The sequence below is a fragment of the Sphingomonas sp. genome, assembly GCF_041661825.1.
Lineage (GTDB): Bacteria > Pseudomonadota > Alphaproteobacteria > Sphingomonadales > Sphingomonadaceae > Sphingomonas.
On sequence record NZ_JBAZTU010000005.1, the window covers coordinates 208130 to 220563 of the forward strand.

General features: G+C 64.8%; 10 protein-coding genes. 8 read left to right on the forward strand and 2 right to left on the reverse strand.

Going from position 1 to position 12434, the window contains the following annotated elements; translation table 11 throughout:
• Positions 1-25 precede the first annotated feature (25 nt).
• Entirely contained in the window at positions 26-1135 is a 1110-nt protein-coding gene (locus WC729_RS23195) for a hypothetical protein (RefSeq protein WP_372856824.1), read from the forward strand.
• 59 nt (positions 1136-1194) lie between these two features.
• On the opposite strand, the gene WC729_RS23200 is transcribed toward WC729_RS23195, so the two are convergent.
• Entirely contained in the window at positions 1195-1617 is a 423-nt protein-coding gene (locus WC729_RS23200) for a DUF5990 family protein (protein ID WP_372856825.1), read from the reverse strand.
• Between the two features lie 314 nt (positions 1618-1931).
• On the opposite strand from WC729_RS23200, the gene WC729_RS23205 reads away from it, so the two are divergent.
• From WC729_RS23205 to galE, 7 genes are all read left to right on the forward strand, one after another.
• A complete protein-coding gene (locus WC729_RS23205; protein ID WP_372856826.1) occupies positions 1932-4892 on the forward strand; it encodes a TonB-dependent receptor domain-containing protein in 2961 nt (986 codons plus the stop codon).
• Between the two features lie 65 nt (positions 4893-4957).
• Positions 4958-5827, forward strand: coding sequence for a cupin domain-containing protein (locus WC729_RS23210; RefSeq protein WP_372856827.1), 870 nt, complete (start codon positions 4958-4960; stop codon positions 5825-5827).
• Positions 5828-5848: 21 nt separating this feature from the next.
• The gene (locus WC729_RS23215; RefSeq protein WP_372856828.1) at positions 5849-7024 is read left to right on the forward strand and encodes a hypothetical protein; all 1176 of its coding nucleotides are present in this window, start codon (positions 5849-5851) and stop codon (positions 7022-7024) included.
• Positions 7025-7043: 19 nt separating this feature from the next.
• Positions 7044-8285 (forward strand): hypothetical protein, encoded by a 1242-nt coding sequence (locus tag WC729_RS23220; protein WP_372856829.1) that lies wholly within the window; start codon positions 7044-7046, stop codon positions 8283-8285.
• Positions 8286-8335: 50 nt separating this feature from the next.
• Positions 8336-9577 carry a hypothetical protein gene (locus tag WC729_RS23225; RefSeq protein WP_372856830.1) on the forward strand — a complete coding sequence of 414 codons (1242 nt, stop codon included), beginning with the start codon at positions 8336-8338 and terminating at the stop codon, positions 9575-9577.
• A 388-nt stretch (positions 9578-9965) separates the two neighbouring features.
• A complete protein-coding gene (locus WC729_RS23230; protein ID WP_372856831.1) occupies positions 9966-10343 on the forward strand; it encodes a hypothetical protein in 378 nt (125 codons plus the stop codon).
• A 116-nt stretch (positions 10344-10459) separates the two neighbouring features.
• Positions 10460-11458: a UDP-glucose 4-epimerase GalE gene (gene galE, locus WC729_RS23235; protein WP_372856832.1), complete on the forward strand. Its 999-nt coding sequence runs from the start codon at positions 10460-10462 to the stop codon at positions 11456-11458.
• A 4-nt stretch (positions 11459-11462) separates the two neighbouring features.
• Here galE and WC729_RS23240 read toward each other — a convergent pair whose 3' ends face one another.
• Positions 11463-12368 (reverse strand): LysR family transcriptional regulator, encoded by a 906-nt coding sequence (locus WC729_RS23240; RefSeq protein WP_372856833.1) that lies wholly within the window; start codon positions 12366-12368, stop codon positions 11463-11465.
• Positions 12369-12434 lie beyond the last annotated feature (66 nt).

The following is a 12434-nucleotide window of genomic DNA, read 5'->3' on the forward strand; positions in this document are numbered from 1 at the left end:
ACCTCCAGCAACAAAGGGGAAGCTCATGGACATCAACAAGCGCGAACTCCTGATGGCCGGTGCCGCCGTCGGCGTCGGCATCGCCGCGACTCAGGCCGTGGCGCAGAACCGCGCCGCCCGCCCGATCAACACCGGCAAGCAGCCCTCGTCGGTGGACATGAACTACAAGCCGCGCCGGCTGAACAAGTGCATCGAGCTGTGGGAGGACGGTCAGCCGATTTACTACACCGGCTCAGGCGTCGGCCCGAACGTCGATCCGTACGAACAGGGCAAGAAGATGTGCAAGACCTGGGCGGACGCGATCAGCTACGAGATGGAGCATGGCTGTTTCGACCTGAAGGAATTGCGCGAATTCATGCGCGGCCTGAAGGACGGCGGCGGCACCAAATCCGGCCACCGGCTCCCCACGGTGTTCGTCTCGCCGCCGATCATCGGCCTCGACGAGCCCTATGCCCGCGCCAATACCTGGGTGATCGAGCAACTGCTCTGCACCGGCGTGATGGGCATCCATATCTGCCACGCGCGCGATCCCAAGGCGATCGAGACCTATATGCATATGGGCGCGCGCTATCCCTTCCCCGACTTCCCCAACACCCCCAAGGTCGCGATGCGGGGCCTGCGCGGCAACAGCGCCAGCTATGCCGCGGACATCTGGGGCGTGTCGGGCGGCACTTATCAGCACATCGCCGATCTCTGGCCGCTCAACCCGCGCGGCGAGATCATGTTCGGGGTGAAGATCGAGGATACCTATGCCGACAAGACCGTCGCGCAGACTCTGGCGCTCCCCGGCCTGGCCATGGCCGAATGGGGCCCGGGCGACCATAATCTCTGGCTGAACGGCTATCACGGCGTGGAGGATGGCGGCCTGTCCGGTCATCCCGTGGTGCGCGATGCGGCGGGGAAGGTGGTCGAGGACGTCTCCGCGCTGCCCAATATGGAAGCGGTCCGCGCCAAGGTGCTGGCCGAGTGCAAGAAGAACAAGGTCATGTTCCTCAACGCCGCCGAGACCGAGCCGGGCCACAACAACGTGATCCAGCAGATCAAGGACGGCTGCATGGTCGTGGCGGCGGGGCAGGGCGGCGAGGACGTCGCGATCATGGGCCGCGAATTCACCAAGCGGAAAATGCCTGTCTGAGCGGTCGACCTCGGACTCTCCTCGGGGGTCGTCCACACGGACGGCCCTTTTTTTTGGCGCTAGGCGATCCGTCGTCCTGCCGGCCGCACCGTGGCGCAAGCGGGAGTGCCGTCCTTGCCGGTCCCGTTGACCGATATTTCGATGACACCGCCGCCCGCTGCGCGATCCAGCAGGTCCTGCTCGATATCGTGGATGTCGATCTTCATCCGGCGAGACCAGGGCGAGGACGGGTCGCCGGCCAATTGCCCGATACGGATATAGACGAACCGGCGCTCCGGGCCCTCACGTCTTACCTGATCGCCGAAGAATTTCGGGCCTGGCCCGACGCGGATCGTGAAATCGAACGCCAAAGGCTCGCCCGCGCCGGACAATTTCGGATCGAGCGGTTGGTCGTCCCCGGCCTGCAAGCTGTGGCGCACGCCGACGACCGGCTGCTCGATGACGATCCGCATGCGAAGCTCGTTCTGATCCCTCCGTGGCATGACGACTTCATAAGCTGATTGGCGCGTCGCTGAAAGGCGCTGGTCGATCGCAGAATGGCGCCGCGACGGGCATCGCTCCGCAGGTGAGAGACGCGAGTTGGCGCCCCGAAGCGGGCTGACGAATCTATTGACAGTATCAGTGAATGGGAAGATGCATGCACGCAGAGTAATGTGTATGCATTACGAACGAGACTGCCGATGGGGGTCGGCAGAACCCACCAATATGCGACACTAGATCGCTGATAATACGGAGAATTTACCACCATTTCGAGGCTAAAAATGGCCCGGAAAAATCAAAAAAGGGGAGACTGAAAATGGCAAAATCCTATAGCGGCCTGTTGTTTGGCGCATCCAAACTCATCCTTCTGACAGCGACGTCCTGGTCGGCCACGGCCTGGGCGCAGGTGACGCCGGCGGCCACGCCGGAGACCATCCAGGCTGAACAGGCGGCGGATTCGTCCGATGCGAACCCGGAAGACATCATCGTCACCGGCACCAGCATCCGCGGCGCCCCTCCGGTCGGCGGCAATCTCGTGTCGGTCGGTCGAGAGGCGATCGAGGAAACCGGCGCGATCAACGTCCAGCAGATCCTCAAGACCGTGCCGGCGATCACCGGCATCGGCAGCGGCGGCGTCGGTCAGAATGCCGGCAACTCCTATTATGCGCCGACCATCCACAGCCTTGGCTCCTCGGCGTCGAACTCCACGTTGGTGCTGATCGACGGCCACCGCATTCCGCTCGGCCACACCTCGCTGGCCTTGCCCGATCCGTCGATCGTCCCGCCGATCATGCTCGAACGCGTCGAGGTCCTCGCCGAAGGCTCCTCCGCGACCTATGGCTCGGACGCAGTCGCCGGCGTGGTCAACTTCATCACGCGCAAGCGCTACAACGGGGTGATGGGCACGGCGCAGGTCGGTTTCGGCCATAGCTACCGCACCGTCGCGCTCGGCCTGCTCGGGGGAAAGAGCTGGGACAGCGGTTATGTCACGCTGGGCCTCGGCTTCTCCCGCTCCAGCGCAGTGCCGTACGACTATGACAACCGGCCCTATCTGCAGCCCGACCATCGCGACGAGGGCGGCACCAACTTCCAGAGCTTCAACTGTTCGCCCGCCACCATCCAGCTGAACGGCGCCGGCAATATCTATCCCTCGGCGACCGCGACGGCGGCGCAAAGCTACGCCAATATCCCCGCCAATGCGCCTTGCGACAACCAGCCCTTCGGCGATCGTATCGGGCGCGAGCGCCGCTACAATGCCATGGTCAAGCTGTCGCAGGACATCACCGACACGCTGACCCTGTCGGCCGATTTCGTCTATTCGGATCGCGATACCCTTACCAACAACGCCCGCGGCGGCATCCAGGCCACCGTGTTCCGCGACACCGCGCAGGCCAACCCCTTCTATGTGAATCCGCCCGGCATTTCGGACACCCTGGCCGACGGCGTCACGCGCAATCCGGCCGCCTTCAAGCAAACCATCCGCTGGAACGCGGATCAGTTGCTCGGTCCGGGCGCGTTCACCGACAATGGTGCGAAGACCTATATCGCGACCGCCAACGCCGAGTGGAATTTCACCGAGAATTTCCGCTTCACCGCCATGGCCCTGTTCGGTGAGGATCGCACCTCCCAGGTGTCGGAAGGCAGCCTCTGCACGAGCTGCGCGACCCTTGCCCTGAACGGCACGGTGCAGACCAATGGCAGCATGACCACGCCGGTCGCGGGCACCAACCTGATCCCGCTCAACCTGCCGCTCACCACCGCCAACGCGCTCGACGTGTGGAACCCCGCGGCAACCAACCGGACCTCGGCGGCGGTGCGCGCGATGCTCACCGACAGCCGAAGCTCGATCAGCCATGTCAGCACCATCCGTCAGTTCCGCGCGGGCATCGACGGCTCGCTGTTCGATCTGCCCGGCGGCGCGGTGAAAGTCGCGGTCGGCGGCGAATTGCAGAACTGGGTCCTGAACACGACCGTGGTGCGTCCGCTCAATTCGGGGCCGGCCAGCCTGGGTTCGACTCAGCGTTATTTCCCGCTCGATCGTCAGGTGCAGTCGGCTTACGGCGAGCTCCTGATCCCGGTCGTGTCGCCGGACATGGACACCTTCCTGTACCGGGTCGATCTCAGCGCCTCGGGCCGCTACGATCACTACAGCGATTTCGGGGGCACGTTTAACCCGAAATTCGCCGCCAATGTGGAGTTCATCCAGGGCATCAAGCTTCGCGGCAACTGGGCGCGCTCGTTCGTGGCGCCGTCGATGCGATCGGTCGGCGATCCGGTCTTCGGTACCTACAGCAACTCCACCGCATCGCTGACCAGTGCCACGGCATCGGTCTCGGTCGCGCGCTTCCCGACGATCGCCAATATCCCGGGCATTCCGTGCGCCAACGGCTTCTGCACGATCGGCGGCAATATCCAGGGTGTGATCGTCGATACCGGCAATCCGAAGGTCGGCCCGCAAAAGGGCACGACCTGGTCGATCGGGCTCGATCTCGCACCGACCTTCCTGTCGGGCTTCCGCGGATCGGTCACCCTGTTCAACAACAAGCTTCGTGGCGGCATCACCTCGCCCTGTGCCCCGGGCTGCATCCTGAACAACGGCGCGCTCAACTATCTGCTGACGATCTACCCGAACGGCGCCACCCCGGCGCAGCTCGCGGCGCAGATCAACGACGTACCGATCACCACCGCATTGCCGTCGACGACCTATTATGTCTTCCGTCGTCCGCAATCCAACGCGCTCGATCTCGACCTGACCGGGCTCGACATCGCCCTCAGCTACGAATTCAATACCGGCGTGGGCAAGTTGGACTTCGGCGGTTCGGTCACCGAGTTCCTGAAGTTCAAGCAGGGCTTTGTCGGGGGGCCGAAGTTCGACATTCTCAACACCGTGGGCGTCAACTCGACCTTCCCGTCGATCAAGCGCCAGGCGCGCTTCAATGTCGGCTGGAACTATGAAGGCGCCTCGCTCCAGTTCTTCGCCAACCATGTCGGCGCCTACAAGAACTGGGGCAGCGGCACGGTCAACCTGCTGGTGCTCGATGCGGCGGGCAACGTCGTCGGCGGCGGCGACAAGGTGAAGTCCTGGACGACCTTCGACATGCACGCCGGGTACAAATTCTCGAAGGGCGGCGCGCTCGGCGAGAGCGAGATCTATCTCGACGTGAACAACATTGCCGACAAGGCGCCGCCCTTCTTCAACACCGCCAATGGCTATGATCCGTTCGGGTCCAACCCGCTCGGCCGGGTCGTCAGCGTGGGCCTGCGCATGAAATATTGAGCCCCCTCTGCGGCGCCCTCCTTCGTGGGAGGGCGCCGATTTTCTCCGGTTTTCGGGAGCTAGTCATGAAGAAGATCTGGGTTCCATTATTGCTGTTGTGCGCGACGCCCGCCGCTTCGCAGACCGACCCCCATCGCACGGTCGATCCGACCTTCCTCCACCGCTTCGTGCCTAATGTGAAACCGGTCACGGTGCCGATCAGCAGCCCGACCGCGCATTACAAGGCGCTGTTCGGAGAGGGCGATGCCAACGCCAAATTGCTGCGCACGATGAGCCGCTTCGGCGAGCTCACCGTCGATCCCAACGGCAAGAGCAGCCTCGTCAGCTATCCGCGCGAGGAGCATATGTTCGTGATCCTCGATGGCGAGGGCACCGTCTCCTACGGCGGCAAGACCTTCCCGGTGAAGAAGGAGGATTTCCTCTATCTGCCGCCGACCGTCGAGTTCGGGCTGAATGGCGGAGCCAAGGGTGTGAAGGCCGCGTTCATGGGCTTCAAGATCCCGGAGGCCATGCCGCTCACCATCCCGGACACGCTGAAGATCTCGAACATCGCCGATGTACCGCTCGTCAATGTCGGCGGGCATCCGCTCGATACGCTCTACCGGCTGATGATGGGCGATACGAAGAGCACTCGCGACAAGCTGTCGACCGGCCATGTCATGATCAGCCTGTTCGTCATGGAGTTCGCGCCGGGCGCCACCAACTTCCCGCACCATCATGAGACGCAGGAGGAGATCTACCTCATGCTTGACGGCAAGGGCGAGATGGTCGCCGGCAGCGGCATGGACGGGATCGAGGGCAAGTTCCCGGCGAAACCCGGCGACGCTTATTACTACCGCGCCAACACCACGGTCGGTTTCTACAACGACAAGGCGCTCAGCCCGAAGCCCGCGCGCATCCTCGCCGTGCGCTCCAACATGCCGCCGCCCAAATGACCGCGAACAGGAGCTGAGTAGATGAAGTCCATCGGACTGTGCCTTGCCGGGCTCGCGCTCGGCCTGACCGCGAGCGGCGCCCAGGCGCAGCTCGCGGTCTCCGCGAACGACGGCAAGCAGCCGCGCCTCGGCCAGAAGCCGAGCGACGTGAAGCCCGACAATGTCACCGTCATCGACCTCAACAGCTATCCGCCTAGGGTGATCGGCAAGGTCGAGGTGCCGGTGAGCATGATCGGCCCGCCGACTATCGTCGGCGTCGCCCGCGACGCGAGCTTCGCGATCGTCACCAACGGCCAGAAGCTCGATCCGGCCGACAATTCGAAGTTCATCCTCGACGACACAGTCTCGGTCATCGACCTGAAGGACCCGACCAACCCCAAGGTGATCCAGACGATCAAGGCCGGCGACGGCGCGTCGGGCGTGGCGATCAACCGGGCGGGCACGCTCGCGCTGGTCGCGGCGACGGGCGAGGGCACGATCTCGGTCTATTCGATCGCGAACAAGACGCTGACCCTGGCCAACAAGCTGCAGCTCGACGCCAAGGCTGGCCCGGTCGACGTCGCCATCTCGCCCGACGGCAAGACCGCGCTCGTCACCCAGCGGCGCGGCAACGGCATCTGGCGCCTCGCGATCGACGGGACAAAGGTCACCGATACCGGGACGATGTATCCGACCGGCGGCAACCCCTACGGATCGGTATTCAGCCGCGACGGCCGCTATGCCTATAACACCAACCTGCAGGGCACTCTGCCGCCCGAGGGCACGCCGCCGCAGCGCGGACCGCGGATTGGCACGGTCAGCGTGATCGATCTCAAGACCGACAAGATCGTCAACCAGGTCGAGGTCGGCCCGACGCCCGAGCATGTCGCGATCTCGCCCGACGGGCGCTATCTCGAAGTGACGGTGGTCAACGGCTCTTCGGCCAACCCGACCTCGGCGCAGTTCAGCCCGTTCGGCCTGTTGCAGGTCTATCGCCTCAACGGCCCCATACTGACGCTCGTCGCCCAGGCGCAGACCGGCCAATGGGGGCAGGGTGCGACATGGAGCAAGGATAGCCGAACAATCCTATTGCAGGGCGCCGTCGCACGGGAGATCGAGGTGTACCGCTTCGACGGCACGTCGCTGAAGCGGGACATGGACGCGACCCTGAAGTTCGACACAAGGCCCGGTGCGATCAGCACCGCGCAGAGCCGCTGAACGGCGGGAGGAGAGGAGCATGCGCGGATATTATCTGGCCGGCATTGCGGCGGCAGCCTTGTTCGCCGGCAGCGCGTTTGCGCAGGCCGATGCGCCGGTAAAGGGGCCGGCGAAGGACGGCACGCCGGCCTGGTTCCTGCAAGGGTCCTTCCCCGATCCGGGCGGGCGCACGACGGTGGAACATGGCGGAAAGGTCACCGCTTTCCCCCGGCCGCCCGGCGGTCCCACTGGCGCCGCGGCGGCGGGCTCGGGCAATTATCGCCCCGGCTGCTACCGCTCCCCGGTCTGCGACAACCCGCATGGCCTCGCCCGCCAGGCGTTGCAGCGCGTCCAGTACGCGCAGACCATGGGCTATAGCTTCACCTATCCGGTCGATCTGCCGCCCGGCTTCGGCGGTGTGCCCGCCGTGGGGCTGGATTCGAAAGGAAATCTCTGGGTCTATCAGCGCAAGCCCGTCGGCAGCCCGCAGCTCCTGAAGTACGACCGCAACTACAAGCTGATCCTGTCGGTCGGCGACGATGTGATCGGCCATGCGGAAAAGGCGCACGGCATGGCGGTCGATGCCGAGGACAATGTCTGGATCCTCGACACCACACTGGCCACTGCGAAGAAGGTCAGCCCCGGCGGCAAGCTGCTCCAGACGATCGGTACGTCGGGCCATCCCGGCGACTGGGACGAGGCCAAGGGCCAGCGCCTGCTGTGGCAGCCGGTGATGATCGCGTTCGGCCCGACCGGCGATATCTTCATCGCGGAGGGCCACGCCAACGAAAGTCCCAACGATACCGAGTCGGACGACCCGACCAATAACATCGGCGCGTCGCGGATCATCCACCTCGACAAGGCCGGCAGGTTCGTCAACCAATGGTATGGCAACGCCAATGGCCGCGGCAAGTTCGAGGGCGCGCACGGCTTTGCGATCGACCCCACCAATGGCGACGTCTGGATCGGCGACCGCGAGCAATATCGCATCGTCGTCTACAACGCCAAAGGCCAGTTCCTGAAATCGATCGTCTCGCAGAATCTGGTCTGCGCGATCCAGTTCGATGCCCAGGGCAATCCCTGGATGGCGAGCGGCCAGGACGGCCAGTTCCTGAAGATGGACCGCAACGGCAAGGTGCTCGGCGCGATCGGCAACGGCATGGGCATCGGCCCCGGCCAGTTCATCGAAGCGAGCTACTGGGTCTTCGACAAGCAGAACAACCTTTACGCTGGCGACACCAGCGTCGGCCGCGTCACCGTGATGGTGGCGCCGAAGAAGTGAGCGGGCGGGTCGTCCGGCATGGTATCAACAGCCCCCTTGGGAGAGTAAGAATGAACGTACGTAATCTGGCCGGCGTCGCGGCCGGTGCATTGGGCACCGCGCTGATCGTCACTGCGGCGCTTGCCCAGACGGTGCCGCCGACCAAGGGGCCGGCCGTCGACGGTTCGCCCGCATGGTTCCTGCAGGGCTCCTTCCCCGATCCCGGCGGCCGTACCTCGGTCGACGCCAATGGCGTGGTGACGGTGATTCCGCGGCCCGAGGGCGCCCCCTTCGCGGCGGGTGCGCGTCCCGCCTCGATCCAGGGCTGCCGCCATTCGACTGCCTGCCAGAACCGCAACGGTCCGCAGCGCGGCCAGCTGCAGCGCGTCCAGTGGGAACAGAAGCTCGGCTATAATTTCTCCTACCCGATCCAGCTCCCGCCCGGCATCGGCGGCGTGCCCGCGGTCGCGCTCGATTCGAAGAACAATCTCTGGGTGTTCCAGCGCAAGCCCGCAGGCAATGCGCAGCTGCTGCGCTATTCGCCCGCCGGCAAGCTGACTCTGTCGGTCGGCGACGACGTGATCGGCCATGCCGACAAGGCGCATGGCATGGCGGTCGATGCCGAGGACAATGTCTATGTGATCGATACCGCCAACGCGACGGTCAAGAAGGTCAGCCCGGACGGCAAGCTACTCCAGACCATCGGCACCTCGGGTCATCCGGGCGACTGGGACGAGGGCAAATCGCAGCGCCTCCTCTGGGAGCCGGTGATGATCGCCTTCGGCCCCAATGGCGACATGTACATCGCGCAAGGCCATGGCAACGAGAGTCCGAACGTGGTGGATTCGGACGATCCCACCAACAATATCGGCGCCGCCCGCGTCCTGCATCTCGACAAGGCCGGCAACTATGTCGGCCAGTGGTTCGGCCACAATACCGGCCGCGGCAAGTTCCAGAACGCGCATGGCCTGGGGGTCGATCCCAAGACCGGCGACGTCTGGGTCGGCGACCGCGAGGATTACCGCATCATCATCTTCAACAGCAAAGGCGAGTATCTGCGCCAGATCGCGACCGAGAACCTCGTCTGCGCGATCCAGTTCGATCATAATGGCGAACCCTGGATGGCCAGCGGCCAGGACGGCCAGTTCCTGAAGCTCGATCGCAAGACCGGCAAGGTCGTCGGCGCCACCGGCAACGGCATGGGCATCGGCAAGGGCCAGTTCATCGAGGCCAGCTATTGGGTGTTCGACAAGCAGAACAATATGTGGGCCGGCGATACCAGCGTCGGCCGCGTGACCCGCATCGCGAAGTAAATGCCGGGATCGGCCCGTCCGCGTCGAGGCGCGGGCGGGCCGGCCGCATGTGGAACACCGCACCAAAAGGTGTTCCAAACAGCCCCGGGAGGTGTTCCATATTGCCCCGGAGGTGTTCCACCAAGAGTGTTCCATCCGTCGCGACCAAGCAGTGCGGTGCAGGTGATTATCGGCATTTGCCGCGCCAATATCAAATAAATGGCGGAATTCCGCCGATTATTACTCCCAATTTTCGTTATTTTTTCACCAGCCCCCTTGTTCCGGCGCGCCGCGCCCGGCAAATGTGGCGCAGGTCACCGTGGAACACGGTGTTCCGACTTTGGCATAACGTGGATTCCCGCACTGTTCCTTATAGTTGACGGGTCGCCGGGGAGCGGGGGAAACCAATATGCTGATCCAGGAATTGCCAGTCGCTCATATGCGGGTGGGCCTGCGCACCGAATTCGGGCTGATTGAAAAGGCCCGTCACATCCACAACCAGCGCCGTCTGCGGGACGAGGTGCTGGGCAACGAGTTGTTCGGCGATCCCGGCTGGGATCTGATGCTCGATCTGTACATCGCCCAGGCCAGCGGCAAGCGCGTCTCGGTGACGAGCGCGGCGATCGGCTCGGGCAAGCCGATGTCGACCGGGCTGCGCTGGGTCAAGCTGCTGATCGAGCGCGCGCTCGTGGTGCGCGAGGCCGATCCTTATGACGGCCGCCGCTCCTATCTTCGCCTGACATCCACCGCCTATGACGCGATGGAGGATTTCCTCGCCCGCTGCTGAGCGCGGGCAGGGACGTACATCGCCGGGTCGCACCGAAGGGCCTGCATCCAACCTCCCCATGTTGCGGAGGGTGGATGCAGGCCCTAACGCGTTGGCGGGCTTAACGGGAGATCATGATGCTGGACGGTGCGGTGCTGGTTACGGGCGGTGCGGGCTATATCGGGAGCCACGCAGTCCTCGCGCTGCTCGACGCTGGACACCGCGTGGTGGTCGTTGACAATCTCGTCACCGGCTTCGACTGGGCGGTCGATCCCCGCGCCACTCTCGTCCAGGCCAATATCGAGGATGACGGCCCGGTCCGCGCCGCGATGCGCGAGCACAATGTGCGCGCGGTCATGCATTTTGCCGGATCGGTCGTGGTGCCTGAATCGGTCAGCGATCCGCTCAAATATTACCGCAACAACACCGCCGCCAGCCGCGCGGTGATCGAGAGCGCGGTGGTGAGCGGCGTGCGCCACTTCATTTTCTCCTCGACCGCGGCGACCTATGGCACGCCCGAGAAGATCCCCGTCGCCGAGGGCGACCCGCAGTCGCCGATCAACCCTTATGGCATGTCGAAGCTGATGACCGAGGCAATGCTGCGCGACGTCGCCGCCGCGCATCCGATCAATTTCGCGGCGCTACGCTATTTCAACGTCGCCGGCGCCGACCCCAGGGGCCGCAGCGGCCAGTCCACCGCCGGCGCCACGCATCTCATCAAGGTCGCGGTCGAGGCGGCGACCGGCAAGCGTGATGGCGTTTCGGTCTATGGCACCGATTTCGACACACCCGACGGCACCGGCGTGCGCGACTATATCCATGTGAGCGATCTCGCGGCCGCCCATGTCGCCGCGCTCGACCTGCTGGTCGCCGAGCCGACCCGCAGTCATTTCCTCAATGCGGGGTACGGCCGCGGCTTCTCGGTCCAGCAGGTGCTCGACGCGGTCGACCGGGTCACCAACATGAAGATCGAGCGCCGCCTCGAGGGCCGCCGGCCCGGCGACCCGGCCGAACTGATCGCCGACAACCGCGCGATCCTCGCGACGCTCGACTGGAAACCCGCGCTCGACGATCTCGACACGATCGTGAAGGACGCGCTGGCGTGGGAACGGGTGCTGGAACAGCGCGGGCGCTGAGGCCCTAGAGGTCCTCCAGCGCCGCCAGCCGTTCCCGCAACCGCGGCACTGCCCAGTCGAGGAACGCCCGGACCTTGACCGGCAGCATGCCCTGGCCGGCATAGACGAGCTGCACCGGGATCGGGCCGGGCGCGAAATCCTCCAGCACCGGCACCAGCGCGCCCGACCGTAGTTCGTCCACCACCTGATAGGACAGGAGCCGGACGAGCCCGAGTCCCGCCACCGCCGCGTCGATCGCCGCTTCGACGGTGTTCAGCGAGACACGCGGACGCGGTTCGACCAATGCGTCATTGTCCCCGCGAAAGTTCCAGCCAGGCTGTGTCGAAAAGGCGCGAAGGCTGATCCCGTCATGCCCGGCCAGATCCGCCGGCACACGTGGCATGCCGCGCCGCGCCAGATAGTCCGGGTTGGCGCAGATCAGCCGCCGCACCTGGCCGACCTTCGCCGCCATCAGCGCGCTGTCCTCGAGATGCCCGAGCCGCACGCCGATATCCAGATGCTCCTCGATCAGATTCACCTGCCGGTCGACCAGCGACAGGCGCAGGTCGATCAGGGGGTGCGCCATCAGGAAGTCGGCCGCGAGCGGCAGCACGTGCCGCCGGCCGAACATCACTGAGGCAGTCAGGGCAAGCTCGCCGCGCGGTTCGCTATATTCGCCCGCGGCGGCACGCTCCGCTTCTTCCAGCCGCTCCAGGATCTGCCGGGTCGCTTCGACAAAGCCGTGCCCCGCATCGGTCAGCGCGACCCGCCGGCTGGTCCGTACCAGCAGCCGCGTGCCGAGATGCCGCTCGAGGTCAGCGATCTTGCGGCTCACCGTCGCCAGCGGTGCGTGCAGGCGCCGCGCCCCGGCGGAGATGCTGCCCTCCTCCACCACTGTCAGCAGCACGGACATGGCGTCGAACCGGTCCATCACATCCTCCCGTAAAGTGGGAGGATATATCCCATTTCCTCGGACTACTAGCGAAGATCGTCAAGG

What these genes read in the sequence shown, in the direction of transcription:
- galE (WP_372856832.1), top strand. Translation starts at nt 10,460, where the DNA reads ATGCTGGACGGTGCGGTGCTGGTTACGGGCGGTGCGGGCTATATCGGG.
- WC729_RS23225 (WP_372856830.1), top strand. Translation starts at nt 8,336, where the DNA reads ATGAACGTACGTAATCTGGCCGGCGTCGCGGCCGGTGCATTGGGCACC.
- WC729_RS23205 (WP_372856826.1), top strand. Translation starts at nt 1,932, where the DNA reads ATGGCAAAATCCTATAGCGGCCTGTTGTTTGGCGCATCCAAACTCATC.
- WC729_RS23215 (WP_372856828.1), top strand. Translation starts at nt 5,849, where the DNA reads ATGAAGTCCATCGGACTGTGCCTTGCCGGGCTCGCGCTCGGCCTGACC.
- WC729_RS23195 (WP_372856824.1), top strand. Translation starts at nt 26, where the DNA reads ATGGACATCAACAAGCGCGAACTCCTGATGGCCGGTGCCGCCGTCGGC.
- WC729_RS23230 (WP_372856831.1), top strand. Translation starts at nt 9,966, where the DNA reads ATGCTGATCCAGGAATTGCCAGTCGCTCATATGCGGGTGGGCCTGCGC.
- WC729_RS23220 (WP_372856829.1), top strand. Translation starts at nt 7,044, where the DNA reads ATGCGCGGATATTATCTGGCCGGCATTGCGGCGGCAGCCTTGTTCGCC.
- WC729_RS23200 (WP_372856825.1), bottom strand. Translation starts at nt 1,617, where the DNA reads ATGCCACGGAGGGATCAGAACGAGCTTCGCATGCGGATCGTCATCGAG.
- WC729_RS23210 (WP_372856827.1), top strand. Translation starts at nt 4,958, where the DNA reads ATGAAGAAGATCTGGGTTCCATTATTGCTGTTGTGCGCGACGCCCGCC.
- WC729_RS23240 (WP_372856833.1), bottom strand. Translation starts at nt 12,368, where the DNA reads ATGGACCGGTTCGACGCCATGTCCGTGCTGCTGACAGTGGTGGAGGAG.